Origin of the sequence: Specibacter sp. NPDC078692 (assembly GCF_040686835.1) — a bacterium.
GTDB lineage: Bacteria > Actinomycetota > Actinomycetes > Actinomycetales > Micrococcaceae > Specibacter.
Map to the genome: position 1 here is coordinate 120,831 of NZ_JBFBLV010000002.1, position 26,740 is coordinate 147,570.

21 protein-coding genes are annotated in these 26,740 nt (G+C 61.7%); 14 read left to right on the forward strand and 7 right to left on the reverse strand.

The window, feature by feature from the left end; all coding sequences use genetic code 11:
- Window positions 1-123 precede the first annotated feature (123 nt).
- The gene (locus AB0O97_RS02005; RefSeq protein ID WP_363879350.1) at window positions 124-624 is read right to left on the reverse strand and encodes a hypothetical protein; all 501 of its coding nucleotides are present in this window, start codon (window positions 622-624) and stop codon (window positions 124-126) included.
- Window positions 625-633: 9 nt separating this feature from the next.
- Entirely contained in the window at window positions 634-1,209 is a 576-nt protein-coding gene (locus AB0O97_RS02010; protein ID WP_363879353.1) for a hypothetical protein, read from the reverse strand.
- Between the two features lie 164 nt (window positions 1,210-1,373).
- On the opposite strand from AB0O97_RS02010, the gene AB0O97_RS02015 reads away from it, so the two are divergent.
- From AB0O97_RS02015 to AB0O97_RS02040, 6 genes are all read left to right on the forward strand, one after another.
- Entirely contained in the window at window positions 1,374-1,775 is a 402-nt protein-coding gene (locus tag AB0O97_RS02015; protein ID WP_363845034.1) for a YccF domain-containing protein, read from the forward strand.
- 90 nt (window positions 1,776-1,865) lie between these two features.
- Window positions 1,866-2,099, forward strand: coding sequence for a hypothetical protein (locus tag AB0O97_RS02020; protein ID WP_363845037.1), 234 nt, complete (start codon window positions 1,866-1,868; stop codon window positions 2,097-2,099).
- Window positions 2,099-2,704, forward strand: a complete 606-nt coding sequence (locus AB0O97_RS02025) for a HutD family protein (protein ID WP_363879356.1) — start codon at window positions 2,099-2,101, stop codon at window positions 2,702-2,704. The genes AB0O97_RS02020 and AB0O97_RS02025 overlap by 1 nt, the downstream gene beginning before the upstream one ends.
- Window positions 2,705-2,711: 7 nt before the next feature.
- Window positions 2,712-3,548, forward strand: a complete 837-nt coding sequence (locus tag AB0O97_RS02030; RefSeq protein WP_363879652.1) for a PhzF family phenazine biosynthesis protein — start codon at window positions 2,712-2,714, stop codon at window positions 3,546-3,548.
- Between the two features lie 215 nt (window positions 3,549-3,763).
- Window positions 3,764-4,426 carry a hypothetical protein gene (locus AB0O97_RS02035; RefSeq protein WP_363879359.1) on the forward strand — a complete coding sequence of 221 codons (663 nt, stop codon included), beginning with the start codon at window positions 3,764-3,766 and terminating at the stop codon, window positions 4,424-4,426.
- Between the two features lie 50 nt (window positions 4,427-4,476).
- Window positions 4,477-5,628, forward strand: coding sequence for a cation:proton antiporter (locus tag AB0O97_RS02040; RefSeq protein ID WP_363879362.1), 1,152 nt, complete (start codon window positions 4,477-4,479; stop codon window positions 5,626-5,628).
- 108 nt (window positions 5,629-5,736) lie between these two features.
- Here AB0O97_RS02040 and AB0O97_RS02045 read toward each other — a convergent pair whose 3' ends face one another.
- A complete protein-coding gene (locus tag AB0O97_RS02045) occupies window positions 5,737-7,509 on the reverse strand; it encodes a DEAD/DEAH box helicase (RefSeq protein ID WP_363879365.1) in 1,773 nt (590 codons plus the stop codon).
- A gap of 714 nt (window positions 7,510-8,223) precedes the next feature.
- Here AB0O97_RS02045 and trmB point away from each other — a divergent pair.
- The 7 genes from trmB to AB0O97_RS02080 all read left to right on the forward strand — a co-directional run bounded on the left by trmB (window position 8,224) and on the right by AB0O97_RS02080 (window position 21,262).
- Window positions 8,224-9,003, forward strand: coding sequence for a tRNA (guanosine(46)-N7)-methyltransferase TrmB (gene trmB / locus AB0O97_RS02050; RefSeq protein ID WP_363845072.1), 780 nt, complete (start codon window positions 8,224-8,226; stop codon window positions 9,001-9,003).
- 482 nt (window positions 9,004-9,485) lie between these two features.
- Complete coding sequence (locus AB0O97_RS02055) at window positions 9,486-13,199, forward strand: nitrate reductase subunit alpha (protein WP_363879367.1); 3,714 nt, start codon at window positions 9,486-9,488, stop codon at window positions 13,197-13,199.
- Window positions 13,199-14,917, forward strand: coding sequence for a nitrate reductase subunit beta (narH, locus tag AB0O97_RS02060; RefSeq protein ID WP_363879370.1), 1,719 nt, complete (start codon window positions 13,199-13,201; stop codon window positions 14,915-14,917). Before AB0O97_RS02055 ends, narH begins: the two co-directional genes overlap by 1 nt.
- Window positions 14,914-15,546, forward strand: coding sequence for a nitrate reductase molybdenum cofactor assembly chaperone (gene narJ / locus AB0O97_RS02065; RefSeq protein WP_363879373.1), 633 nt, complete (start codon window positions 14,914-14,916; stop codon window positions 15,544-15,546). The genes narH and narJ overlap by 4 nt, the downstream gene beginning before the upstream one ends.
- Window positions 15,547-15,549: 3 nt before the next feature.
- Window positions 15,550-16,296, forward strand: coding sequence for a respiratory nitrate reductase subunit gamma (narI, locus tag AB0O97_RS02070; protein ID WP_363879376.1), 747 nt, complete (start codon window positions 15,550-15,552; stop codon window positions 16,294-16,296).
- Between the two features lie 52 nt (window positions 16,297-16,348).
- Window positions 16,349-17,608 carry an MFS transporter gene (locus AB0O97_RS02075; protein WP_363879379.1) on the forward strand — a complete coding sequence of 420 codons (1,260 nt, stop codon included), beginning with the start codon at window positions 16,349-16,351 and terminating at the stop codon, window positions 17,606-17,608.
- Between the two features lie 252 nt (window positions 17,609-17,860).
- Window positions 17,861-21,262 carry a DEAD/DEAH box helicase gene (locus AB0O97_RS02080; RefSeq protein WP_363879655.1) on the forward strand — a complete coding sequence of 1,134 codons (3,402 nt, stop codon included), beginning with the start codon at window positions 17,861-17,863 and terminating at the stop codon, window positions 21,260-21,262.
- Between the two features lie 68 nt (window positions 21,263-21,330).
- Here the strand turns inward: AB0O97_RS02080 and AB0O97_RS02085 are convergent, their stop codons facing one another.
- From AB0O97_RS02085 to dnaK, 4 genes are all read right to left on the reverse strand, one after another.
- On the reverse strand, window positions 21,331-21,807 hold the full coding sequence (locus tag AB0O97_RS02085) for a helix-turn-helix transcriptional regulator (protein ID WP_363879382.1): 477 nt from the start codon (window positions 21,805-21,807) through the stop codon (window positions 21,331-21,333).
- A gap of 170 nt (window positions 21,808-21,977) precedes the next feature.
- On the reverse strand, window positions 21,978-22,961 hold the full coding sequence (locus AB0O97_RS02090) for a DnaJ C-terminal domain-containing protein (protein WP_363843542.1): 984 nt from the start codon (window positions 22,959-22,961) through the stop codon (window positions 21,978-21,980).
- 90 nt (window positions 22,962-23,051) lie between these two features.
- On the reverse strand, window positions 23,052-23,648 hold the full coding sequence (locus AB0O97_RS02095) for a nucleotide exchange factor GrpE (RefSeq protein ID WP_363843545.1): 597 nt from the start codon (window positions 23,646-23,648) through the stop codon (window positions 23,052-23,054).
- A 2-nt stretch (window positions 23,649-23,650) separates the two neighbouring features.
- Window positions 23,651-25,522: a molecular chaperone DnaK gene (gene dnaK / locus AB0O97_RS02100; protein ID WP_363843548.1), complete on the reverse strand. Its 1,872-nt coding sequence runs from the start codon at window positions 25,520-25,522 to the stop codon at window positions 23,651-23,653.
- Between the two features lie 394 nt (window positions 25,523-25,916).
- Between dnaK and AB0O97_RS02105 the strand changes: the two genes are divergently transcribed.
- Window positions 25,917-26,735, forward strand: a complete 819-nt coding sequence (locus AB0O97_RS02105) for a methyltransferase domain-containing protein (protein ID WP_363879385.1) — start codon at window positions 25,917-25,919, stop codon at window positions 26,733-26,735.
- Window positions 26,736-26,740 lie beyond the last annotated feature (5 nt).

The following is a 26,740-nucleotide window of genomic DNA, read 5'->3' on the forward strand; positions in this document are numbered from 1 at the left end:
ACGGTATCGATCCGAGCGGTTGCCATCTCGCAGCCCGCCCAGCGCATCCATCCGTGAGGTATGGCTGTTTAGAGCACCCTAAACAGCCATACCTCACGGATGGATGACCGCAAGGCGGAGTTTCTAGTGCTCGCCATCGAATTCTTCCAGCGACTGGGCGATAGCTTGGTTGGCGCTGGCTGCTTTCTGGGTTGCCGTGAGCGTTTCCACGGTCACGTTGAAGCCTGAGACCCGAGCCTGCAACTGCGTCAGCGCGGAAATCAGCATGGCTTCTTGTTCGGCGAGGGCGTCCCGCTGAGAGACGAGATCGGCCAGTTGCCCGCCCATGATCAGATGCCGGTTCATGGCCGATTGGGCGGCGCTCTCATCCCCTTCGCTGCGGGACTTTTCGGACTGCTGGGCCAACTTCTCCATGGCCTTTTGCAGGTCTTCGCCCTGCAGATCTAGGCGCTGGCGGCTCACCGAAACATCGGCCACTCCCCTGCGCATCTTTTGCACGGCGGCTTGCTGCTTGCCCCGGGCATCGTTCAAGGTGAGTTGGCCGCTGGAGGAGGCGCCGCCGTCGTGCTTCCTGCGGGAAGATTTGGGCCGGAAAAGCGCTGCAATTTTGGTGAAAATGCGCATGAAGGCGAGCTAGTCGTTGCCAAGTTCAGTGTAGGTTTGAGCCCACTTTTTCAGCATGGTCGCCTCAATTTCCAGGGTTCGGGTGAGGTTCTTCAGGTCCACATCTCCGGCGGGCGCGGCCGTGCTGGCCAGGGCTTGTCGCACACCTGTGGCGGTCTGGGTGATCTGCTCAACCTGCGTGCCCAACGTCTTGACATAGAGGCCCTGGACGGCAGTTTCGGGCTCCTGCTGCGCCACCAAAAGATGGTGTTCCATAACCTTGCCAGCCTGCTGCAGCGAGACGAAAATGGGCTCCAGATTGCCCGTGTACTGCCCGGCTCCCTGCGCTACGGCAAGGGATCGGCCAGTGGCTTCCAAGGCTTCGGCCAAGGCCACGCGCTGTTTGAGGATCTCAGCCATGGGACCGGTGCTGGATTCGGCCCGAACCTTCAGGGCGCTGCGCTTGGCAGACTCATACTTGGGCTTGCCAATCTTGACCAAGCCCAGCACTCCGCGGGAAATCAGGACCGCCAAGGTGATACCCACGCCCAAGACGATGGCAATGATCACCAGCATGAGGATCAAAAAAACTGTGCCGAAGTCCATGAAAGCTAGGTTTCCTTAGGAGTTGGGGTTACGGGTGGGGGAGGTGACGTTGCTGATCAGCGTAGCACCGGAGGCCTCTTGGAAGCTGGGCGGTTGGTGTGAAATCAGGGGCAGTCAGGGTGAACCCTGATGTGTTTGTCAGGGCCAGCAGGCACAATGGGGTAATGAAGACAATCTTGAATCTCATCTGGCTCATCTTTGGCGGTTTCTGGCTGGCCATGAGCTATTTCCTCGCCGGCATTGTTTGCTGCGTTCTGGTCATCACCATCCCATGGGGCATTGCCTCGTTCCGCATTGCCGGGTACGCACTGTGGCCCTTTGGCCGGATGGTGGTCGATAAGCCGGGAGGAACAGGCATTGCCAGCACTTTGGGAAATGTCATTTGGATTCTGGTGGCTGGCATTTGGATTGTCATCGGCCACGTCACCACAGCCGTTGCCATGGCCGTGACCATCATTGGGATTCCTCTGGCCATCGCCAACTTGAAGTTGATCCCGGTATCGCTCATGCCGTTGGGGAAGGAGATTGTTCCCACCAACCGTCCTTTCGCCAGCAACTACCGGTAGCCGGAGCGGAACCGCACAGAGTACGGGTGTTTGCGGTGCCTTCCGTGACCTCTGTGCTCCCTTCGACTCGCAGCCGCGTAAGCTTGAGTAATGCGCAATAAGACCGATTGGCTAGACATCATTGTCAACTTCGCCAGTTTCGCGGCCATGATCCTGGTGCTGACTTTCGCCCGCGTGAACCTGCCGTTGAAGATCGTGCTGGCCTTTGCTGTGTCCCTAGCGATCACGGGAGGCTGGTCGTACTACAAACGCAAGCTCCGCCGCCGGCCTTCGGACCTCAAACGCCTGCACGTGTACAGCGAAAAGAATGTGGACGAAAAATAATGCAGATCATTCGATACGCTTCCCTCAAAGCTGCCCAGTGGACCAACGGCGGCGGCATGACACGCCAGATCGCGGCAGGTCCCAGCGATGCCACCGGAACAAACTGGGACTGGCGCATCAGCATCGCCGAGGTAGCCAAGGCTGGCCCCTTTTCACCCATGCCCGGGATCGATAGGATCATCACCGTCATCGAGGGCGACCTCATTGCCCTGAACGTCGACGGCGCCGAGCAGGCCCTCGAAAAGTACCGTCCGTTCCGCTTTTCCGGCGACTCGGAAACCTCCGCAAGCCTACCCACCGGCGCGCTCAAAGATCTGAACCTCATGACCCGCCGCGGTGCCTTCAAGGGCTACGCGGCCATCATCGAACTCTCCAAGAAACGCCCGCACCCCGTGTTTGCGGACCAATTCGCCGTGCTGTTGCAGGGCTCGGCTACCGTCTCTCCCGCAGCAGCGGACGACGCCGATGCCTCCTCCCCGGCGCCCGTCGCCACCACCGCACCCGAAACGCTGGGCAAGTTTGACACGGTGGTGGGCTCTGACGCTGCCCCGGAAATTTCCGGCCGCGGCTTCCTCGCCGTACTGAGCATCGACCCCGTTCTCTAACGCCGTGGTGACGTCGCGCCGGTACAGTGAGGTCGATGTCTTTTCGGCGACAGCCTACCGCGGCAATGCGCTGGCCGTGGTTCACGACGCCGAGGGTTTGAGCACGGCGGACATGCAACAATTCGCCAACTGGACCAACCTGGCCGAGACCACATTTTTGTTGGCCCCAACTGATCCGCTTGCAGCTTACCGGGTCAGGATTTTTACGGCCAGCGAAGAACTGCCCTTCGCCGGGCATCCCACCCTGGGATCCGCCAGGGCATGGCTGGAATCCGGTGGAACCGTGGGCCGTAGCGGTGTGATCATGCAGGAGTGCGAGGCGGGTCTTGTACCGGTTCGTGTGACGGACGACCGCTTAGCTTTTGAGGCGCCACCGCTCACGCGGTACGAAGCCATTGACGAATCACGTCTACAGCGGGTTGCCAGCGTTCTGGGTGTTCGGCGTGAGCACATCCTGGACTCCTCGTGGATCGTCAACGGGCCACGCTGGATGGGCATCCGTTTAGCCTCTGCACAGGCGGTCCTGGCGCTCCGACCGGACCCCAACCTGTTAGATGATCTTGAGATCGGGGTTGTGGGTCCGCATGCTCCCGGCGCTGAAACGCAGTTCGAGGTGCGGGCGTTCTTCGGCGGCGACGCCGTGTGGGAGGACCCCGTCACGGGCAGCCTCAACGCGGGATTGGCGCGCTGGATGAGCGATACCGGTGTGGCGTCGTCGAACTATATAGCCTCCCAAGGTACCGTTCTGGGCAGGGAAGGCCGGGTCCACATCGACATCGAGGACGGCTCGATTTGGGTGGGCGGACAGGCGACTCTCTGCATCGAGGGCACCGTCCGGCTGTAACGCCACAGGTTCATCCCTGGGTCTGAGGCGCCCTCCACGCTTCCTGCATAGGCTGATGGTTCCTAGGGGAAGGAGCCGCAGTGAGTCGGTTAGTGTTCAAACGTACGTTTCACGCGGTTTTTATGTCAGCCGTGGTGGTTTCACTTATCGGGCTAAGCGCGTGTGGAGCTGCGCCTACCAGTACGTACACCAACGCTGTGGGCGAAGAAGTGACCGTGAGTTGGAAGGACTATCCGGCCCATGGATATTCAGTACCTGAGGAGATCCTTGCGGCGCCGGTCAAAGAGGACGTTGAAGGAATCTCGACGGCAATCCTGGACGAGCTCAAGGCCGTACTGGCCGAAGAGTTCCAGTTGCAGTGGACCGCCAGCGGCGAGACTGGCTGGTATCCCAACCAGGGCAATGGATACGGCGGCAAGTCCATGACCACAACCTTTAACTCGGTGCAGTGGGACAGCGACAACGCCCCTGTTGAATCCTCAGAGTGGGCAAGAATTCTGGCCATCATCAACCGCATCACCACCGCTCGGGGTCTTGGCACAATGAAGTTATCCCCCGACGCCGACACCGTCAAGAATGATCCTGCGTGGCATGAGGAATTGGTGGAGAAATACGGCACGGCGGATCCGCATAAGCTCTACTGGATCACTGGCACAGCGTATGCAGATTCGCAGTGGTTCTCGGTCTACCTCGTGAATGTTGATCGAGATACGACTGGTAAGGCAGCCGCGGAGTACGAGAAATCTGGATTCCCACCCCGAACTATTTCTCTGAGCTATGGCGCCACCACTGTATCCCGCGATGATCTACCCGCATTCAAGGACGCACTCGCACCATTCCAGGGGCTCACGCCGCCCGAACCGACCACCTCAGATTAGCTTCCTTCGTGGGAGGCTCGGGCCAGCGGGCGGCGCAGTAGGCTGGCGGCATGACGTTTCCGATCATGGCGCTGATCTGCTTCTTGGCGCTTCTGGGGCCGCTGCTGGCGTTACCTGCGCAATGGCGCATACCAGTGGTGATCGGCGAGCTGCTTGCCGGGCTTTTGATCGGCCGAACGGGGCTGAATCTGGTGGACCCGGCCGAGCCCACCTTCACATTTCTGGCCGATATGGGGTTTGCCCTCATCATGTTCGTGGCCGGCACTCATGTCCCCGTCCGGGACAAACAAATCAGGTCTGCGCTGGGCAGCGGGGCGGTTCGACTAGTGGTGGTGGCCTGCGCTTCCGCAGCAGTCGGCATCGGGCTGGCGGTTTTGTTTGGCAATGGCCATGCCCCGCTCTATGCGGTTCTTCTGGCGTCCTCATCAGCCGCCCTGGTGGTGCCTATTGTCAGCTCTCTAAAACTGTCCGGGCCACCGGTATTGGCAATGATGGCGCAGGTGGCGATGGCCGATGCCCTGGCCATCATCGCCCTGCCGCTGGCACTGGCCCCGGCCACCGCGGGGAGGGCGGCACTTGGTTCCCTGGCAGTGTTGGCGAGTTCCGCCGTCGTACTTTTCTTTTTACGCAAAGCCGACAAGAACGGGCTCCGGCGCCGGATTCACAACGTCTCAGAGGAACGAAAATTCGCCCTCGAGCTCAGATTCCAGTTGGTACTGCTGTTCGCACTGGCGGGACTGGCCGTGTGGAGCCACGTGTCGATCATGCTCGCGGGCTTCACCTTTGGGCTGGTGGTCTCGGCGGTGGGCGAACCGCGGCGACTGGCGCGACAACTTTTTGCCCTGACCGAGGGGTTCTTGGGGCCGCTGTTTTTCTTGTGGCTCGGCTCGTCCTTGGATCTGCGCGAACTTGCCAGCCACCCCACGATGATCCTGTTGGGCTTGGCCCTGGGGCTTGGCGCGATCGGTGTACATTCACTCACCAGGCTCTTCGGACTGCCGCTACCGCTGGGGGTGCTGTCCGCGTCACAGCTGGGTGTTCCCATCGCGGCCGCGACCATCGGCATTCAACAAGATCTGCTGATCCCGGGCGAACCGGCGGCACTGGTCCTTGGCGCTCTCATCACCATGGCTGCTGCGACGGTGGCCGCGGGACGTTATGCAAACGCTGGCAAGGAACGCGATAACGAGAAACGGTCATAGTCCCTGTCCCGTGAGTGGATCGGGTACGACGAAGCCCCGCCGCGCCTGACGTTGTGCAACATCTGACTCAGCGGGGCTCGGTCGTACTCGGCGAATTTAGTCTGTGGGCTAGCGTCCGCGGCGCTGGTTGGAGGCCGGAGCCGTTGCGCGGCGGGGGCCGCCGGAGCGGGCGCCGCCACCGTTGGAGTTGTAGCTTCCGCCGGAGTTGCCACCGGTGTTGGAGGACCACACGGCACCACCCTGGCTGCCACCGCGGGAGTTGCTGCGCGGGGCATCGTTGGTGTGCGAAGAGCTGCGCGGGGCCGAACCCTGGCCTGCGCGGTTTCCGCGAGCAACGTCGCCGTCGCGTGCCGGGCGACCTGCGCCTACCGGGCGGCCCTCGCCGGAACGTGCCGGGCGGCCTTCGCCGGAACGTGCCGGGCGGCCTTCGCCTGCACCGCGTGCCGGGCGACGGTTTTCGCCGACGCCGAAGCGGGCACCCTGAGCAGCGCCTTCGCGACGCTCGCCACGGTTGCCCGCAGCTGCCGGACGCTCGGAAGAATCGGAGGAAACGCGTCCGCGTCCTCCGCGACCGCCACGGCCACCGGCTGTGGGGGCTGCGCCGGAGCGAACCGAACGCTTGCGCTGAGCGTTTGCACCGGTTGAGGAGCCACCGCCCTGAGCCGGCGCCTTGGATGCGAGCAACGCTGCGCGGGTGCGCGGGTCGATCTTGTCAGCGACGTCGCCCACCAAGGTGGCGATGACCGGTGAGCTGGTGGTGACGCGCTCGAAGTTCACGTCAACGCCTGCTGCGCGCATGAGCTTCTTGACGTCGCCCTGCTGCTCAGGGAGCGTCAGGGTGACGACAACGCCGTCGGATCCGGCGCGAGCCGTACGGCCGGAGCGGTGCAGATAAGCCTTGTGCTCTGTGGGCGGGTCAACGTGGATGACCAATTCAATGTCATCAACGTGCACGCCGCGGGCGGCAACGTCGGTGGCAACCAGGACGCGAACGTCACCGGTGGCAAATTCGGCCAGGTTACGGTCACGGGCATTCTGTGACAGGTTTCCATGAAGGTCGACGGCGGGGATACCGGCGTCGGTCAGTGTCTTGGCCAGCTTGCGAGCGTGGTGCTTGGTGCGCATGAACAGGATGCGGCGGCCGGCGCCGGACGCCAACTCTACGATGACCTGCTTCTTCACGGTCTGGTCGTTCACAACCAGAACGTGGTGTTCCATGGTGGAAACCGCAGCCTTGGGCTCGTCCACCGAGTGGGTGAGCTGGTTGGAGAGGTAGCGCTGAACAATCTTGTCAACGCCGTTATCCAGTGTTGCGGAGAACAGCATGCGCTGACCCTGTGTGGGGGTCGTGTCCAGCAGGCGCTTGACGACCGGCAGGAAGCCGAGGTCAGCCATGTGGTCGGCCTCGTCCAGAACCGTGATCTCAACGCTTTCAAGTGAAACGATGCGCTGCTTCATGAGGTCTTCGAGGCGGCCCGGGCAAGCGATGACGATGTCGACGCCGGCGCGCAGGGCCTTTTCCTGACGAGCCTGTGAGACGCCACCGTAGATGACAGTGGTGTTCAAGCCCATGGCCTTGGCGAGGGGCTCGATGGTGTTGTTCAGCTGGGTTGCCAGCTCGCGGGTCGGGGCAAGGACCAGGCCCATGGGGCGGCCGGGCTTGCGGAAGTAAGGGGCTTCGCGCTCGGCCAGGCGGGCCACGAGCGGGATAGCGAAGGCAATGGTCTTGCCGGAGCCGGTGCGGCCGCGACCCAACACGTCGCGCCCTGCCAAAGTGTCCGGCAGAGTCTTGACCTGAATGGGGAATGCTTCCTCAATGCCCTGAGCGGCGAGTGAAGCAACGATTTCCTTGGGCGCACCAAGGGCAGCAAAAGTTGTCATGTAAAGAGAGAATCTTTCGTAAGGCGGTTCAACGTCCCACGGGCAGTTTTGACCGCGGGTTCGCCGATTCAATGCCAGAGCGTGTCAACCGCGGTCTGCACAGTGCAAATTCACTGGGCAAGATCTATGCGGGACAAGTTGCATGCGTTCATCGACGCAGAATGCGCGAAACGCACATTAAGTACCCTCAGTCTACCAGCGGCACGACGCCGGGCACCCCCTTAGTGCCGTAACTCACCTTCAACAGCTCGGTGAGTGTCCAGATAACGTCACTTTGATCCGCTAGGGAGGCCCCTGAACGACGTCATCTGGGTACCCGCGCCACCACGAGCCATTTTCCGCCCCGGCCAAGGCTCCTCACGCCATCGAGCCGTGAGAAATGGCGGTTATGGGAGCTGAAAGCAACCTTTACTCCCGGGTCGAAATTGTGGGTCGAAATCGTTCAGCTTGAACCTGGCCGAGAGGTTTCCGGACGGCGTGAGGCCAAAATTTCCCAACTAGCCCGCCTGAAAATCACCGGTACCCTTAACAGTGATGAGTGAAACCCCAGCTACCGACGCCCCCGCCACCGCCTCCGCCGCCTCCGCGCTCACCTCCGAGCAGGATGAAAAGCGGTTGGATGAGCAGCCCTCACAGCAGCGTGCACCCCGCACACAGGACGGCTCCGCACGCCCCATCACCCCGGGCAGTCAGGCCGCCGAGGGCACCTACCGCATGCAGCCGGTCTCGTTTGTACGCCGCGGAACCCGCCTACAGGGTCGCCGGCAGCAGGCTTGGGATGACCACTCCGATACCTTGGCCGTGGACGTTCCGCGCCACATCTCGGACACCTCCGTACACCCCGAGTATGTCTTTGACGCCGCGGCAGAGTTTGGCCGCACAGCTCCGCTGATAGTCGAAATCGGTTCCGGCCTGGGCGATGCCGTCATCCACGCAGCCAAAGAAAACCCGGACAAGGATTTCCTAGCTGTAGAGGTTTACACCCCTGGTCTCGCCCAGACCATTCAGAAGATCGTCGCCAACGAGCTGGAAAACGTCCGCGTCGTCCAGGCGAACGCGCCCGAAGTCCTGAGCACCATGCTCCCGGCCGGCTCCGTCAGCGAAGTCTGGGTCTTCTTCCCCGACCCGTGGCACAAGAGCAAGCACAATAAGCGCCGCATGGTGAAGGACACCTTCGCTCCGCTCGTGGCCCGCGTCCTCTCGCCCGGCGGCACCTGGCGCCTAGCCACCGACTGGTCCACCTACGCCGAGCAGATGCTCCACGTGGGCATCGCCTCCGAAGATTTCACTAACCTGCACGACGGCGAGCGCACAGGTTCCGAAAGCCCCCTCACCGAGGCGCGGCTCAGCGGAGTGGATTGCGAACAAAGTGATGAGCCAGATGAGATCGGCGGCTGGGCTCCGCGTTTTGACGGGCGCATCCTGACCAGCTTCGAGAACAAGGCCCACAAGGCTGGCCGCGTCATCTTCGATCTGGCTTTCCGCCGCAACTAAGCGTCCACGCACTGGGCACCCACAAGAGTAGGTACCCACGCGCTGGCGTCCACATGCAGCGCAGAACGTACGCACCAACTGGTCCTCCCCGCCGGCACCCTGAGCGAGCATCATCGTTCAGGGCCCCGGCGAGGAGGGCCTTTTGTTTTTGCCCAGCCCCGCGGGACCAGCGCCAATCATCCGCCGACCCCCACATGAAATAGCGTCGCCAAAAAAGCAACCATTGCTGAGATAGCGTCCACCAAAAAGCAACCATTGCTGCGCTAGCGTCGAGGGGGAGGGAGGCGAGGGACGAGCCTCCCTCCCGACGTAACATTCACCCACAAGGCCTTAATATTGCGGCCAACTATTGACGTCCTGCAAGTCCTCGGAAGTTAAAAGTCGCACAAACTATGCAACTTTTACAAGATAATTAGAACACCCTTATCTTGGCTATTTGACAGGCCGTAGAAATCCCCACGGACAGCCCCTAGTCTGGGGCCATGACTGCTGAAACTTTTGTCGCCGGTGTCGATGGTCCGGCGTCTGATGCAATGTTGAAATTAGGGCGTTTCTTCACCAAGTGGGATGAAACGGATGATTCTCGGGCAGTTTTCCGGGAAGGTGGACGGGCCGGCGATATTTTTTATCGCGACAGGTGGAGTCACGACAAAGTGGTGCGTTCAACCCATGGTGTGAACTGCACCGGCTCCTGTTCCTGGAAGGTGTACGTCAAGGACGGCATCATCACGTGGGAATCCCAGCAGACCGATTATCCGAGCGTTGGCCCGGACAGTCCCGAATACGAACCGCGCGGTTGCCCTCGTGGCGCCGCGTTCTCTTGGTACACCTACTCCCCCACCCGTGTCCGTTTCCCGTACGCCCGCGGCGTGCTCGTGGAAATGTACCGCGAAGCGAAGGCCCGCCTGAATGATCCCGTCCTGGCGTTCGCCGAAATCTCCACGGACCCGGAAAAGCGCAGGAGGTACCAAAACGCACGCGGCAAGGGCGGCTTGGTCCGCACATCCTGGAAAGAGGCACTGGAAATTGCCGCCGCCGCGCACGTGAACACCATCAAGACGTACGGCCCCGACCGCGTGTCCGGCTTCTCCCCGATCCCGGCCATGTCCATGGTCAGCCACGCGATCGGCACCCGTTTTGTGCAGCTCATCGGCGGGGTCATGACCTCCTTTTACGACTGGTACGCGGACCTTCCCGTGGCCAGCCCGCAGGTGTTCGGCGACCAGACCGACGTCCCGGAATCCGGCGACTGGTGGGATGCCACGTACCTGATGATGTGGGGCTCCAACGTCCCCGTCACCCGCACACCGGACGCGCACTGGATGGCCGAGGTCCGCTACCGCGGCACGAAGGTCATCGCCATCAGCCCCGACTATGCGGACAACACCAAGTTCGCCGACGAATGGCTCCCCGCCCAGGCCGGCACCGACGCCGCCCTCGCCATGGGCATGGGCCACGTGACGTTGAAGGAATTCTTCGTTGACCGCCAGGTCCCGTTCTTCCAGGACTATGTCCGCCAGTTCACCGACCTCCCGTTCCTGATCCGCCTGGAGAAGCACGACGACGGGACGTACGTTCCCGGGAAATTCCTCACCGCTGCGTTCGTCCCCGGCCAGGAGAGTCTCGAGGACGCGGCGTTCAAGACAATGCTCTTCGACAAGGTCACCGGGGATGCAATTGTCCCCAACGGCACCATGGGCCACCGCTACTCCAAGACCGGCGAGGGCAAGTGGAACCTTGATTTGACCGGCATCGAGCCGGCCCTGAGCATGGATGAAGTCACCGGAGAATCCGTGGAGATCCTGCTCCCCTGCTTCGAGGACCCCGAAGGTGCAGGCACCATCATGCACCGCGGCGTACCGGCAAAAATGGTGGGCGGCCACCTGGTAACCACCGTCTACGACCTCATGCTCGCCCAGTACGGCGTGGGCCGACCCGGCCTGCCCGGCGTCTGGGCCAAGGACTACAACGACGTTTCCGTCCCCTACACCCCGGCCTGGCAGGAAGAAGTCACTTCCGTCCCGGCACAGGCCTGCATCCGGGTAGCTCGAGAATTTGCGCGCAATGCCGAACAGTCCAAGGGCCGTTCCATGATCATCATGGGCGCCGGCATCTGCCAGTGGTTCCACGGCGACACCACCTACCGGGCCATTCTGGCCCTGGTCATGTTGACGGGCTGCATGGGTCGCAACGGCGGCGGCTGGGCGCACTACGTGGGCCAGGAAAAGTGCCGCCCCATCACGGGCTGGGTCTCCCTTGCCAACGGCCTGGACTGGTCACGCCCACCCCGGACCATGATCGGCACCGGCTATTGGTACATGCACACCGACCAGTGGCGCCAGGACGGCTACTCGGCCGACGCCCTGAAGTCGCCGCTGTCCACCGGCAACCTCGACGGCATGCACACGGCGGACGCGCTGGCACAGTCAGTGCGCCTGGGCTGGATGCCGTTCTACCCGCAGTTCGATTCCAACCCGCTGGACCTGGCCGACAAGGCCATCGCAGCTGTCGCAGCGGGCGAGGCCCCGGACGAGAAGACTTGGGTGGCGCAGTCACTCATGAACAGGACAGTGAACCCGGCCATCGAGGACATCGACGCCCCGGAAAACTGGCCCCGCACCCTGGTGCTGTGGCGCTCCAACTTGTTCGGCTCCTCCGCCAAGGGCAACGAATACTTCCTGCGGAACCTGCTCGGCACCCACAACAACGTCATGGGTCAGGACAGCCACGAATCGCTGAAACCGCAGGACGTGAAATGGCATGAGGAAGGGCCGGAAGGAAAGCTCGACTTCCTGATGTCCGCCGACTTCCGCATGACCAGCACCACCCTGCTCTCCGACGTCGTGTTCCCGGCCGCCACCTGGTACGAGAAGCACGATCTCTCCTCCACCGACATGCACCCCTTTGTGCACGCCTTCACCCCGGCCATCGACCCGCCGTGGGAAACCAAGACGGACTTTGAGCTGTTCAACTTGCTGGCCGAGGAACTCTCACGCCAGTCCGTGAAGCACCTGGGCACCCGCAAGGACCTGGTCAGCGTCCCGCTCATTCACGACACCGTGGGCCAGATCGCCCAGCCCGGCGGCGTTGTCCGGGACTGGCGCAAGGACGGGATCGACGGCGTCCCCGGGCAAAACATGCCCAACTTCATCGTGGTGGAGCGGGACTACACGGCCATCGCTCACAAGCTCACCGCCGTCGGACCTCTGGCAGACAAGCTGGGTTTCACCGTCAAGGACATCACCTACAAACTCGACAAGGCCCTGGCCCACCTGGGCAAGGTCAACGGCGTCATGATGGGCGGCGCCGCGCACGGGCGTCCCGCCATCGACACCGACGCGAAAATGGCCGAGGCCATCCTGACGTTCTCCGGCACCACCAACGGCCAACTCGCCGTGGCCGGTTTCAAGGAGATGGAACGCAAGACGGGCATGAAGCTGGTTGATCTGGCCGAGGGCAGCGAGGAGAAGCACATCTCCTTCGCCATGACCCAGGCCGGGCCGCAGCCTGTCATCACCTCCCCGGAATGGTCGGGCTCGGAGACGGGCGGGCGCCGCTATGCACCGTTCACGCAGAACATTGAGCGGCTCAAGCCCTTCCACACGCTGACCGGGCGCATGCACTTCTTCCTAGATCACGATTGGATGATCGACATTGGCGAGGCCCTGCCGATCTACCGGCCCCCGCTGGATATGCACAGGCTGTTTGGCGAGCCGAAGCTGGGCCCCAACGGGGACAAGGAGATTGTGGTGCGTTACCTGACGCCGCACTCCAAGTGGTCCATCCACTCCGAATACCAGGACAACCTGCTGATGCTCTCCCTTTCGCGTGGCGGTCCCACCGTGTGGATGAGCCCGCAGGACGCCGGCTCTATCCAGGTCAAGGACAACGAATGGGTTGAGTGTGTGAACGCCAACGGCGTGTTCGTGGGCAGGGCGGTGGTCAGCCACCGCATGCCCGAAGGCGTCGCCTACATTTACCACGCGCAGGAACGCACCATCGATGTGCCGAAGTCGGAGGCCACCGGCCGCCGCGGCGGCATCCACAACTCGGTGACCCGTTTGTTGGTGAAACCCAGCCACCTGATTGGCGGGTACGCGCAGCTGACGTACGCGTTCAACTACCTTGGCCCCACCGGAAACCAGCGAGACAACGTTTCCACCATCCGTCGCCGTTCACAGGAGGTGCAGTACTAATGCGTGTAATGGCTCAAATGGGCATGGTCATGAACTTGGACAAATGCATTGGCTGCCACACGTGCTCCGTCACGTGCAAGCAGGCATGGACCAACCGTGCAGGGGTTGAATACGTCTGGTTCAACAACGTCGAAACCCGCCCCGGGCAGGGCTATCCGCGCCGCTACGAGGATCAGGAAAAGTGGAAGGGCGGCTGGGAGCTGAACAAGCGCGGCCGCCTCAAGCTCAAGGCCGGCGGGCGTGTGAAGAAGCTGTTCGGGCTCTTTGCCAACCCCATCCAGCCCGAGCTCAAGGACTACTACGAGCCCTGGACCTACGACTACAAGACCCTCGTGGACGCCCCGCTCGGCGATGACTTCCCGGTGGCCCGGCCCAAGTCCCTGATCACGGGCAAGGACACGAAGATCACCTGGAGCGCCAACTGGGACGACGATCTGGGCGGCACCTCCGAAATGGGTCATTTGGACCCCATTGTGGAGAAGGTGCGCCGCGAGTCCGAGGACAAGATCAAGTTCGAGTTTGAGCAGACGTTCATGTTCTACCTGCCGCGCATCTGCGAGCACTGCCTGAACCCCTCCTGCATGGCTTCCTGCCCCTCCGGCGCCATTTACAAGCGCGTCGAGGACGGCATTGTCCTGGTTGACCAGGACCAGTGCCGCGGCTGGCGCCAGTGCATGACAGGCTGCCCGTACAAGAAGATCTACTTCAACCACAAGACCGGCAAGGCCGAGAAGTGCACGTTCTGCTACCCGCGCATCGAGGTGGGCCTGCCCACCGTGTGCTCGGAAACCTGCGTGGGCCGGCTGCGGTACCTGGGGCTTTTCCTGTACGACGCCGATGCCGTCACCGCAGCTGCCTCGGTCACGGATCCGCAGGATCTGTACCAGTCCCAGATGGATGTGCTGCTGGACCCCAATGACCCTGCCGTCATTGCGGCCGCTCGCGAACAAGGCATCCAGGAAGACTGGATCCAGGCCGCACAGAAGTCGCCCGTGTACGCGCTGACCAAGGTCTACAAGGTGGCCCTGCCGTTGCACCCGGAATACCGCACCATGCCCATGGTCTGGTACATCCCGCCGCTCTCCCCCGTAGTTGATCTGCTGCGCGATCAGGGGCACGACGCCGAGGACAAAGACGTGTTGTTCGGCGCCATTGACGCTCTGCGCATCCCGGTCGAGTACCTGGCCGAACTGTTCACGGCAGGTGACACGGATTTGGTCACCGGCGTGCTGCAGAAGCTGGCTGCCATGCGTGCCTATATGCGCGGCATCTCCCTCGGCGGCGATCCGGATGAGTCCATCCCCGCTTCCGTGGGCATGGACGGCGCCACCATGTATGAGATGTACCGGCTCATGGCCATCGCCAAGTACGACGAGCGCTATGTCATCCCCAAGGCACATGCCGAGCAGGCCCACGATCTGGAAGAGATGGGTTGCTCCCTCGATTTCGACGGCGGACCCGGCATGGATTCGATGGGCATGTCGCCCTTCGGTGAGGCCAGCGGGCGTCCCACCCCGGTGGCGTTGGAAACGTTCAATGCTCTCAAGGACCGGCAAACCTCCGATTCGGTGGCCGGGGCGGACACCCTGCGTGGCCGCGTGAACCTGCTGAACTGGGACGGCAACGGCGCACCTGCCGGGATGTTCCCGCAAAAGCATCCCACCGAGCCGCCCGCCGATGACCTCGAAGCTGCCACCGAAGGCGGTGGCGGCTCATGAACGGGACCGGCAACAAAAGGGACCGGATAACGTTCCTGGCAGCGTCGTGGTGTTTGTCCTACCCGGATGAACAACTCGTAGCCCGGGTACCCATGATGAGGGCCGCCCTCGGTGAGTTTGCCGGCGCAAGCCAACCGTTCGGCGTCGTCCTAGAACGGTTGGAAAGCACCGATCTAATGGCGTTGCAAGGCCAATATGTGCAGGAATTTGACCTCGGCAAACGGCATGCGTTGCACCTCTCTTACTGGACCGACGGCGATACTCGGCGGCGCGGGGAGGTGCTGGGCGCGTTCAAGAAGGTCTACCGAGGTCAGGACACCCTGGTGGACACATGGGGAGAACTGCCCGACTTTCTGCCCATGGTGCTTGAATTTGCGGCCACCGTGGACATGCTCACCGGCAAGGAACTGCTGGCGCAATACCGGCCCAGCCTGGAACTGATCAAGTTTGGGCTGATGCGCGATGAGCTGCCGCACGCCGAGATTCTGCAAGCCATCTGCGACACTCTGCCGGGCGCATCCCCGGCAGATGAACAAGCCGTCATGCGGATGGCAGGCTACGGCCCGCCCACGGAATCCGTGGGTCTGGACCCCTACGATCCGCGTTTGCTGCCCATGAAAGGGGCATGAGCAATGGACATCTTCCTCTGGGGCGTTTTGCCCTACGTCATGATTGTCATTCTGGTAGGCGGCTCCGTGTGGCGGTATAAGTTCGACCAGTTCGGCTGGACCACTAGGTCCTCACAACTGTACGAATCCAAGCTGCTGCGCATCGGCTCGCCCGTGTTCCACTTTGGTCTGCTCGCCGTGATCGCGGGGCACTTCTTTGGCCTGGTGATTCCGAAGTCCTGGACCGAGGCTGTGGGCATGACGGAGAGCATCTATCACTTCAACGCCCTGTTTGTGGGAACTATTGCAGGTGTTGGCACGCTCGGCGGGATCGTGCTGCTGATCTACCGCCGCCGCAAAACCGGGCCGGTGTTCATGGCGACCACCAAGAACGACAAGCTCATGTATGTGGTGCTGGTGGCGGCCATCGTGTTTGGTTTGTGGACCACGTTGGCCAGCGTGTTCTGGCCCGATCCTGATGTGACTTACCGGGACACGGTCTCTCCGTGGTTCCGCTCCCTGTTCATCTTCCAGCCGGATGTTGCCGCCATGGCCGCGGCTCCGACTTCCTTCCACATCCATACTTTGGTGGGCATGCTGCTGTTCATGGTGTGGCCGTTTACCCGTCTGGTCCACGCGTTCACAGCCCCGCTGCACTACCTGTTCCGCCCGTACATTGTGTACCGCTCCAGAGACAAGGGTGCCAGCGTTGCTCCCCGCAGTGGCTGGTCCGAAGTAGGCACCCGCGACCGCGACACCACCAAGCGCTAACCGTCTAATCAGCTTCTACCACCCAGGTTCTAAGCCTCAATCAGGAGAGACCATGGCCTCAACAACCGCCCCGCACCCGCCTCCCGTCAAGGGACAGGCACTGAATCTGGCTCTGGCAACCGCCGCCTCCGTGGTGGGTTTCTGGGCGTGGAACATCATCGCCACCCTGAGTACGCACTACGCCAACTCCATGGAACTATCAGCTGGAACCATGGGGATCTTGGTGGCCATGCCCATCTTTGTGGGCTCCTTGGGCCGCATAGTAGTGGGCACCATGACGGACAGGTACGGCGGACGGGCCTTGTTCACCTTTGTTCTGGTGGCCACGATTCCTACAGTCTTGCTGGTCGCATTGGGAGGGGCACTAAACTCCTTTGTCATAGTGCTTGCGGCCGGCTTCCTTTTGGGTGTTGCCGGAACAGTGTTTGCCGTCGGCATCCCGTTCGTCAGCGCCTGGTACCCGCCGGCACGCCGCGGCTTTGCCACGGGCGTGTTCGGGGCAGGCATGGGCGGCACTGCACTGGCCGCCTTCCTGAACCCGCGCTTGGTGAAATCGATCGGATATGTGCCCACGCACCTGCTGATCGCGGGCATTCTGGCCGTCATGGCCGTGCTCGTGTGGGTGTTCATGAAGAACGCCCCCGGCTGGCAGCCCAACAAATCCCCTGTGATGCCCAAGCTGATCGACGCCTCGAAGCTGGCCGTGACCTGGAAGATGTGTTTCCTGTATGCCGTGGTCTTCGGCGGTTTTGTCTCCTTCGCCACCTATCTGCCCACGTATCTACGCGACATCTACGCGTTCGATCCGAGCTCGGCGGGTGCCCGCACCGCCGGATTCGCCTTGGCCGCGGTGATCGCCCGTCCCATTGGTGGTGTCTTGGCCGACAAGATCGGTTCCAAGCCCGTGGTGCTCGTGTCCCTCGCCGGTGTGGCTGTGCTGGGCTTCTTCGTGGCGCTAGAACCTGCCGCTGACGTCCAGGCCGGACCCGTTTTCTTGGCCTTGGCCGCGGCGCTGGGGCTGGGTACCGGAGGCGTCTTCGCCTGGGTGGGAACCCTCTCACCAGACGGCAAGGTGGGCACCATCAGCGGTATTGTCAGTGCTGCCGGCGGTCTGGGCGGCTATTTCCCGCCGCTAATCATGGGCATGACCTACAACCCCGAGGCCGCGAACTATAAGTACGCCATTGGCCTTTCGCTCTTGGTGGCCACCGCCATCGTGGCCCTCTTGTTTGCACTGTTCTTCGTCAAGGACAACGACAAGGACAAAGGCAAAGGCACAGCAAAGAATGCGCTGGAGCCAGTGCAGGAGTAATTCCCGCTGCGCCCTTCGCGCATAAGGCACCTCACCGCGGCGGTGGGCTGGGCACGTGCCCGGCCCACCGCCGTCGTACTTTTTTGAGCAGAGAATTTCACCGGACAAGCACATTTTCGGCACAGGGACGAGCAGGGTAAACATGCCCGCCAATACTGCGTAGGATTGATAGATGTGGTTCTTGCCCTTGGGCCACCCCCAACCGACAGGTGGAACAGTTCCGTGACGCACTCCTCCGCTGGTTCACGTTTGATGACGCGGATCGCCGAGTTCACCGAGAAGTCCATTGCCGCCGGCCGTGTCTACGCCGACGAGGACCGGGTCAGCAGCATTGTCCTAGAACCTGCCACTGGCCTGCTCTCCGGCAAGGTACTAGGAACCCAGGACTACCGGGCCACAGCCAAGTTAGTCCGCGAGCACGACGGCGTCATTGCCTGCCGCGTGGGCATCTGCAACTGCCCCGTGCGGCAAAACTGCAAGCACGTGGTGGCGTTGATTGCCGCAGCCGAGCAGGACCCCTCTTTCACCGATTTCTTTGTTCCTGAGGAAACTCCGCGGGAACCCACCTTCTTGGAAACCCTGCTGGCCAAAGCTAAGGACAGCAAGGCCACCCCCGCGCCGACCCCCGATGCTCCTGCCATGGATTCGTGGGAAGCAGCCCTGTCGGCACTGCTGCCGCCAGCCGCTACCGGCCCCAGCCCGGATACCCCGGCGTTGGGCCTGCAATTTGAACTTCATGTGCCGCCGCCGCGTTTTTCCTACCGGGGCCGTGGCAGCACCGTGCCCTCGCAGCCGGTGCTCAACGTCCGTCCCGTGGTCATGGGAACGCGTGGTAAATGGGTCAAGTCAGGCGTCAGCTGGGCCACCTTGGGCTACCTTTCTTATGGTGGGGCCCACGATCCCACCCAGCTGGAATGGCTCACCGAATTCTTGTCATCGCACAGCCCACGCCAGTTCAATCACGGCAACGCCGGGGCATGGCTGTCACTGAACGACTTTGCCGGCCGGAACCTGTGGCAGCTCCTCGCCACAGCGCACAAGAGCGGCGTTGCCCTGATCCAGTCGGGCTCCGGGGACCCCATTCATGTCAGCAGCCAGGAAGCCACTCTCCAGCTCGATGTCACGCAGGGTGAATCCGGCTCCTTGGACGTTGGTCCGCTGATAGAGCTCGACGGCGCACCTGTCACCGCGGAGGTGGTGGGCCAGATCGGCTCTCCCGTCTACGGTCTGTTCTTCTCCGACCCGCTCGAGCCCGGCACCACGGCTACTTCCAGCACGCCCAACCGCACCGCAGCAGTACGCGGCAACCTCACGTTGGCGCCGCTGCCCGCTGGCACCTCACCGCAGCTCCTGGATTTTGCTTTGCGCAAGGAAACCGTCCATATTCCGGAGCAGGCCAGGGATAAGTTCCTGACCCAGTTTTACCCGCAGCTCAAACAGGCCGCACCGGTGGTCTCAGCCAACAACTCGGTGGAGTTACCGGCTTATGTGGAACCCACACTGTCGCTGTTGGCAGCATACGGCAGCGATCACACCGTGCGGTTGCACTGGGAGTGGCACTATCCCGTAGGAACCCGGGTCACCTCATTGCCGTTGTGGCCCGAACTGGGCGAAACCGCTGTGCGGGACACCGGAGCCGAGGCACGGATCTTGGAGCTCGTCGGCACGCCCTGGGAGGACATTACGGCCATGGGTGTGGCCGCCAACCACGCGTGGGGCGAGCCCACCCTGGCTGGATCTGCCGCTCTGAGCGGCTTAGACACACTCACGTTCACCGAAACTGTCCTGCCCCGGCTGCAAGCCCTGCCCGGCATTAAAGTCGAGACCAGTGGTGACATTGCCAGCTACCGTGAGGTCACAGAAGCTCCCATTGTCACGATTTCCACCAAGGCCACCGATGAGCGGGACTGGTTTGATCTGGGCATTGTGATCACCCTGGAGGGCCAGTACGTCTCCTTCGCGGCCGTGTTCTCCGCCTTGGCCGCCGGGAACACGCGCATGCTGTTGCCCAGTGGCGCCTACTTCTCCTTGGACCGCCCGGAACTGCACCAGCTGCGCGCCCTGATCGATGAAGCCCGCAGTCTCAATGACAACAAGGACGGCCAGCTACGGATCAGCCGCTTTCAGGCTGGTTTGTGGGACGAACTGGCTCAGCTGGGCATCGTGGACGAACAGGCGCAGGCCTGGCGTAAGGCTGTCTCCGGACTGCTCGACGGCGGCCCACCCGAGCCGCTGCCAGCCCCTGTCGGGCTCAATGCCACACTGCGCCCGTACCAGTTGGACGGCTTCAACTGGCTGCACTTCCTCTACAGCTTTGGGCTGGGCGGGGTACTGGCCGATGACATGGGCTTGGGTAAGACCGTTCAGACACTGGCCCTCGTCAGCCAGGTCAAGGCTGAAGACCCGGAGCTGAAATCACCGTTCCTGGTGGTGGCACCTACGTCCGTGGTGGGTAACTGGGCCAGTGAAAGCGTGAAGTTCGCGCCGGAACTGAGGGTAGTTACGGTGTCTGAAACTTTTGCCAAGAGCGGATTGATCTCCGCGGATTTCTTTGCCGGGGCAGACATTGTCATCACCTCCTATGCTCTCTTCCGCATTGATTTTGCCGAGTACGCGATGCAGCCCTTTGCCGGACTGATCCTGGATGAGGCCCAGTTTGTGAAGAATCATCAGTCCAAGGCGTACCAGTGCGTACGCAAACTGAAGGTTCCGTTCAAGCTGGCCGTCACGGGTACACCCATGGAAAACAACCTCATGGAACTGTGGGCGTTGCTGTCCATTGTGGCGCCGGGCTTGTTCCCCAGCCCCAAACGCTTCGCCGAGTTCTATCAGCGCCCCATTGAAAAGAATGCCGACTCCGAACTCCTTGCGAAGCTACGTGCACGGGTCAAACCGCTCATGCTGCGCCGCACCAAGGAACAGGTCATTGCAGATCTGCCCGCCAAACAGGAACAAATCCTAGAAGTGGAGCTCAATCCACGGCACCAAAAGATCTACCAGACCCACTTGCAACGTGAGCGGGCCAAGATTCTTGGCCTCCTGGAGGATGTGAATAAGAACCGCTTCACCATCTTCCAGTCATTGACGCTGCTGCGTCAGCTCAGCCTGGACGTGTCACTGGTGGATGAAGACCAGGCGGGTGTGCGCTCCTCGAAGCTGGACGTGCTCTTTGAACAGTTGGAGGACGTGGTTAAGGAAGGCCACCGCGCGTTGATCTTCAGCCAGTTCACCGGTTTCCTGGGCAAGGTTCGGGAACGGCTCATTGCCGAGGGCATTGACTTCACATATCTCGACGGAGGCACCCGGAATAGGGCCGCCGTCGTGGATGAATTCAAAAATGGTGACGCCCCGCTATTCCTCATCAGCTTGAAGGCCGGTGGCTTCGGGTTGAACTTGACCGAGGCTGACTACGTGTTCATTCTGGATCCGTGGTGGAACCCGGCGTCCGAGGCGCAGGCAGTGGACCGTACCCACCGCATTGGCCAGAAGAAGAACGTGATGGTCTACAGGCTGGTCGCCAAGGACACCATTGAGGAAAAGGTCATGGCGCTCAAGGCCAAGAAATCCCAGCTGTTCTCTGATGTGATGAGCGGGGATTCGCTCTCCGGCGGGGCTTTGACAGCCACGGATCTGGCCGGTTTGTTCCGCGACTGATGGCAGGCAGCTACCTGTTGGGGGCACAGAAAAGCGCTGATCAGGCAGGCCTAGAACGGCCTAGCTGATCAGCGCTTTTTTGCTGTGATCGACTTTTTAGTGGGCACTCCTTGCGGGCGCCACACCACCATGGCTTGGCTGCGGGGGCGGGGACGTTGGCCTCTTGCTAGGGCCACGATGTCCCCACCCAGCAGCCCCGCGGCAAACACCCGACTGTTGGGACGCGGTGGCCGCGATTCCATCTCAGCCGTGACAGCTTCGAGCGATTCGCTCAGCTCCACGACCTTGGCTCGCAAGGCGGCAACCTGATTCTGCAACTCCATAATCCGCCGAATACCCTCCAGCGAAATACCTTCTTGGGACAGCCGCTGGACCTCACGGAGCATATTGACATCATGCTGAGAGTATCGCCGGGCCCGGCCAGGTGCCCGGTTGGGCTTGACGATCCCCAAACGGTCGTACTGGCGCAGGGTCTGCGGATGCATATCGGCCAGTTCAGCCGCCACGGAAATCACAAAGATCGGGGCGTACGGGTCAATAATCATTGCAATTTCCTTCCTTCGGTGGAGTGGAGCCGATCATCTGGTGATCGGGTGCGAGTGGGCCCCCGCCCGCAGGGTTCCCTGGCCTGGGCCCACAAGCGCGCGGGACCCTTTGCGAGCTTGCGAGCAATGGGAGCGCTTGGGGCGGTACGAGGTTAGGGTGCGGGTGGGGATTACAGCTTGGCTTTTTCTGCCAGTCCTGAGCGGGGATCGCCATCGGCAGTGGCTGCCGCGAAGGCACGCACCGCCTCTTCGGCTTCCTTACTGAGCTTTTGCGGAACGGCAACGTCGATCGTGACGAGCAGATCGCCGTCGCCCTTCTTTGACTGCACGCCAGCACCCTTGACTCGCAAAGTGCGGCCCGACGGCGTTCCGGCAGGAACGCGGACGCGGACCGTGTCGCCGGTCAAGGTGGGGACGCTAATATCGGCGCCCAGGGCAGCTTCGGGGAAGCTGACCGGGACGTGGATGCGAATGTTGTTGCCGTCGCGAATGAAGAATTCGTGCGGCTTGACGTTGACAGTGACCATCAAGTCGCCGGGACCGGCTGCCCCTGACTGGCCCTTGCCCTTGACCCGAACCTTCTGACCGTCCTTGATGCCCGCGGGGATACGCACATCGATGACTTCCCCATTGGGCTCGCGCAGACCGATCTTGGTTCCATTGATGGAACCGCCAAAGGAAATACTTGTCGCAGCGGTGCGGTCCGCACCCTTGGTGGGTGTGGGCTGGAAGCCGCCAAAACCGCCTCCACCACCGAACAGGTCCGCGAATTCCGGAGGCAGACCAGAACCGCCAAAGCCGGGATTGCCCCGAGATCCGCCGCGGGGTGCGCCACGGCCGCCGCCGAAGAGGTCACCGAAGACGTCCTCAAAACCGCCACCGCCCTGGCCAGCGCCGCCGGCACTGAAGCGGGCACCGCCACCCATGGCGCGGATGGCGTCGTACTGCTCGCGGTCGTCCTTGCTGGAGAGCACGGAGTACGCTTCGGAGACGTCCTTGAAGGTCTTTTCCGCCTGCGGGTCCCCGGAGTTTGTATCCGGGTGGTACTTGCGGGCCAGCTTTCGGTAGGCCTTTTTGATATCGGCTTCGGAAGCATCCTTGGATACCCCAAGAATCTTGTAGAAGTCTTTCTCTGCCCAGTCCTGACTTGCCAAGACGTCTCCTTTCTAAAGTTTGTGGGTTAATCCCAAGTGTCGAGCCTGCCGAGACCACTGGCCTCGACAGGCTCGACCACTAGGGGTTTGCTACTCCGGAACTGCCACGATTACCTGTGCGGCACGCAGAATGCGATCGCCGGACTTGTAACCGTTGCGCAGGACCTGGCTGACCGTGTCAATTTCAACATCGGCCGAAGGCTGCTGAATCAGCGCCTCGTGAACGGTCGGGTCAAAGGCGACACCAACGGCGTCGACCTTCTCTAGACCATAGGTGGCCAAAGCCGTTTCCAGCTTGGTGGCGATGGCTGCAAACGGACCTTCGACGATATCGCCGTGAGCACGCCCGGCATCGATGTCATCCAAGACTGGAAGCAGCGAGTTCAGGACACCGATAACAGCCATCTGGCCGGCAACGGCGCGGTCACGCTCAACCCGCTTACGGTAGTTGACGTACTCGGCCTGCAAGCGAAGAAGGTCATTCTTCAACTCGGCAGCCTCGGCGGCATCGCTACCCTGAGCCACGGACTCCTCGGCCGGAACCTCAACACCATTGAGGATCTCTTCGGCCTGAGAGAGCGCGTCGCCTTCGGTCTCACCGCGGGTCTCGTTGGGCTTGCCCACCGGGTTGGCGGGATCGACAGACTCGTTCTCTGGGACCTCTTCGGGGTTTACGGACTCAGACATGCTTACTTCTTCTCGTCTGCGTCTTCGTCGATGATCTCAGCATCAACGATGTCTTCTTCAGGAGCGCTCTCGGAAGATGCGGCACCTTCGGAAGCACCGGCGTCGGCCGTTGCACCCTCAGCCTGGGCTGCGGCGTAGATGGCCTCGCCCAGTGAAGACTGTGAAGCCTGCAGCTTCTCGAACGCGGTCTTTACGGCTGCGTCGTCGTCGCCTGCAAGAGCGGTCTTCAGAGCGGTGACATCTTCCTTGACGGGATTCTTGACCTCGTCGGAGAGCTTGTCATCGTTGTCGGCCAGAACCTTGTCAACCGAGTAGTGCAGCTGCTCTGCGGAGTTGCGCAGATCTGCTGCCTCGCGGCGTTCCTTGTCCTCGGCTGCGTGCTCTTCAGCTTCGCGAACCATGCGCTCAATGTCATCCTTGGACAGCGAGGAGCCGCCCGTGATGGTCATGGACTGCTCGACGCCGGTGCCCTTGTCCTTGGCGGACACGTGCACAATACCGTTGGCATCGATGTCGAAGGTGACCTCAACCTGCGGGACGCCGCGCGGAGCCGGAGCAATACCGGTCAGCTCGAACGTGCCCAGCGGCTTGTTGTCGCGAGTGAACTGACGCTCACCCTGGAAGACCTGGATGGCAACCGAGGGCTGGTTGTCATCAGCGGTGGTGAAGGTCTCGGAACGCTTGGTGGGGATAGCCGTGTTGCGCTCGATCAGGTTGGTCATCACACCACCCTTGGTTTCGATACCCAAGGACAGCGGGGTGACATCGATGAGCAGAACGTCCTTGCGCTCACCCTTCAACACGCCAGCCTGCAGTGCAGCACCTACGGCAACAACTTCATCCGGGTTGACGCCCTTGTTGGGCTCCTTGCCGCCAGCCAATTCCTTGACCAGTTCCACGACGGCCGGCATACGGGTGGAGCCACCGACGAGCACGATGTGGTCGATGTCAGAAACCTTGATACCGGCTTCCTTGATGACGTCGTTGAACGGCTTCTTGGTGCGCTCGAGCAGGTCCTTGGTCAGGTCCTGGAGCTTGGCGCGGGTCAGCTGCTCGTCCAAGTGAACCGGGCCGTCAGCGGTAACAGAGAGGTACTGCAGCGAGATGTTGGTGCTGGTAGCCGAGGAGAGTTCCTTCTTGGCCTGCTCAGCAGATTCCTTCAGACGCTGCAGGGCGATCTTGTCCTTGGACAGGTCGATGCCCTTGACCTTGAGCTGGTTCAACAGGAAGTCAACGATGCGCTGATCCCAGTCGTCGCCGCCGAGGCGGTTGTCGCCGTAGGTTGCGCGCACCTGGATGGTGGAGAACTCGTCCTCGTCCTTGCCGACTTCGAGCAGGGAAACGTCGAACGTTCCGCCACCGAGGTCGAATACCAGGATGAGTTCGTCTTCCTTACCCTTTTCCAGACCGTAAGCCAGAGCGGCAGCGGTGGGCTCGTTGACAATACGCAGCACGTTCAATCCTGCGATTTCGCCGGCTTCCTTGGTGGCCTGACGCTCAGCGTCGTTGAAGTAGGCCGGGACGGTGATAACAGCGTCGGTGACCTTTTCACCCAGGTAAGCTTCGGCGTCGTTCTTGAGCTTCATCAAGGTACGGGCGGAGATTTCCTGCGCCGTGTACTTCTTGTCGTCGATCGCTACGGTCCAGTCGGTGCCCATGTGGCGCTTGACGGAAGCGATGGTGCGGTCGATGTTGTTGACGGCCTGGCGCTTGGCGATTTCGCCAACCAGAACTTCGCCGGTCTTGGAGAAGGCAACAACTGAGGGGGTGGTGCGACCGCCTTCAGCGTTGGCGATAACGGTGGGCTCGCCACCTTCCAAGACGGATACAACAGAGTTGGTGGTTCCGAGGTCAATACCTACGGCACGTGACATAAGTGGTTCCTTTCATGAGCCGCTGCGAACAGTTCCACCAAGTTGGCGGGGTCGCTCAACCAGCGGTATTGAGCGTTCTGCACTCAACTTTACTCAGACTCGTTTCCATGTCAAATAGAGTTGAGCGCACTTGGCTCAACTTTCACGCTGGGCGAACAGGCACGACGCCGGATGGTCGGGTTTTACGGCGCCCGTCACCCTTCGCTTCCCTCTATTTGGGTTACTTGGGGCGGCTTATTTGGGGCGGCCCGTAGCCCGTTCCCTGAAGCTGCGCGCGGTTACGTTGCAACCATGCGCAGCTCCAGAAGTGGCGCATGGTTACTGACAAACGGTACGCAGCTCCAGAGTGGACAGCTCTGGTGGACGGCGCGGCCCGAGGCGTACGCTCCCCTTTATGAGTAAAAAGCCAGCATCCGGGGATGTCTACACGCACGGCCATCACGAAAGCGTGCTGCGGTCCCACACGTCGCGGACTGCGGAAAATTCGGCCTCCTATCTGATCCCGCATCTCACTGTTGGGCTGCGAGTGCTAGATGTGGGCTCGGGTCCCGGCACGATTACGGCAGATTTCGCCCGGCTGGTAGCACCCGGTGCGGTGTTGGGCCTTGACCGTTCTCCGGAAGTCGTGGCAGCAGCAACGGTGTTAGCCCTGGATCAGCAGTTGGCCAACTTGAGCTTTGAGGCGGGCGATGTCTACGCTCTCAACTTTCCCGATGACAGCTTCGACGTTGTGCACGCCCACCAAGTTTTGCAACATCTGACGGATCCGTTGGCCGACCTCAAGGAGATGCGACGCGTGGCAAAACCGGGCGGCATCGTGGCCGTACGGGACGCCGATTTTCACGGCATGTTTTGGTATCCGGAACTACCCGAAATGGACGAGTGGATGGACTTGTACCAGCAGGTGGCGAGGCACAATCGGGCGGAACCCGACGCCGGGCGACGGTTATTGCACTGGGCGCAAGCTGCGGGATTTACGGATGTCACGCCGTCGTCCGCCAACTGGCTCTACGCGACACCGGAGCAGCGGGCCTGGTTGGCGGGCGTCTGGGCGGACCGCACAGTAGGTTCGGCATTTGCCGAACAAGCCGTGAGCTACGGGCTAGCCAACACGGAATCTCTAGAGCGAATCTCGGCAGGCTGGCGGGACTGGGGTGCCAGCGAGGACGGCTGGTTCATCATGCCCAACGGGGAAATCATCGCCCGCGCCTGAACCCG

Excerpts from the sequence above, each read along its gene's own strand:
- AB0O97_RS02005 (WP_363879350.1), bottom strand. The coding sequence starts at position 624 with ATGCGCATTTTCACCAAAATTGCAGCGCTTTTCCGGCCCAAATCTTCC.
- AB0O97_RS02010 (WP_363879353.1), bottom strand. The coding sequence starts at position 1,209 with ATGGACTTCGGCACAGTTTTTTTGATCCTCATGCTGGTGATCATTGCC.
- AB0O97_RS02015 (WP_363845034.1), top strand. The coding sequence starts at position 1,374 with ATGAAGACAATCTTGAATCTCATCTGGCTCATCTTTGGCGGTTTCTGG.
- AB0O97_RS02020 (WP_363845037.1), top strand. The coding sequence starts at position 1,866 with ATGCGCAATAAGACCGATTGGCTAGACATCATTGTCAACTTCGCCAGT.
- AB0O97_RS02025 (WP_363879356.1), top strand. The coding sequence starts at position 2,099 with ATGCAGATCATTCGATACGCTTCCCTCAAAGCTGCCCAGTGGACCAAC.
- AB0O97_RS02040 (WP_363879362.1), top strand. The coding sequence starts at position 4,477 with ATGACGTTTCCGATCATGGCGCTGATCTGCTTCTTGGCGCTTCTGGGG.
- AB0O97_RS02045 (WP_363879365.1), bottom strand. The coding sequence starts at position 7,509 with ATGACAACTTTTGCTGCCCTTGGTGCGCCCAAGGAAATCGTTGCTTCA.
- trmB (WP_363845072.1), top strand. The coding sequence starts at position 8,224 with ATGCAGCCGGTCTCGTTTGTACGCCGCGGAACCCGCCTACAGGGTCGC.
- AB0O97_RS02055 (WP_363879367.1), top strand. The coding sequence starts at position 9,486 with ATGACTGCTGAAACTTTTGTCGCCGGTGTCGATGGTCCGGCGTCTGAT.
- narH (WP_363879370.1), top strand. The coding sequence starts at position 13,199 with ATGCGTGTAATGGCTCAAATGGGCATGGTCATGAACTTGGACAAATGC.
- narJ (WP_363879373.1), top strand. The coding sequence starts at position 14,914 with ATGAACGGGACCGGCAACAAAAGGGACCGGATAACGTTCCTGGCAGCG.
- narI (WP_363879376.1), top strand. The coding sequence starts at position 15,550 with ATGGACATCTTCCTCTGGGGCGTTTTGCCCTACGTCATGATTGTCATT.
- AB0O97_RS02075 (WP_363879379.1), top strand. The coding sequence starts at position 16,349 with ATGGCCTCAACAACCGCCCCGCACCCGCCTCCCGTCAAGGGACAGGCA.
- AB0O97_RS02080 (WP_363879655.1), top strand. The coding sequence starts at position 17,861 with ATGACGCGGATCGCCGAGTTCACCGAGAAGTCCATTGCCGCCGGCCGT.
- AB0O97_RS02085 (WP_363879382.1), bottom strand. The coding sequence starts at position 21,807 with ATGATTATTGACCCGTACGCCCCGATCTTTGTGATTTCCGTGGCGGCT.
- AB0O97_RS02095 (WP_363843545.1), bottom strand. The coding sequence starts at position 23,648 with ATGTCTGAGTCCGTAAACCCCGAAGAGGTCCCAGAGAACGAGTCTGTC.
- dnaK (WP_363843548.1), bottom strand. The coding sequence starts at position 25,522 with ATGTCACGTGCCGTAGGTATTGACCTCGGAACCACCAACTCTGTTGTA.
- AB0O97_RS02105 (WP_363879385.1), top strand. The coding sequence starts at position 25,917 with ATGAGTAAAAAGCCAGCATCCGGGGATGTCTACACGCACGGCCATCAC.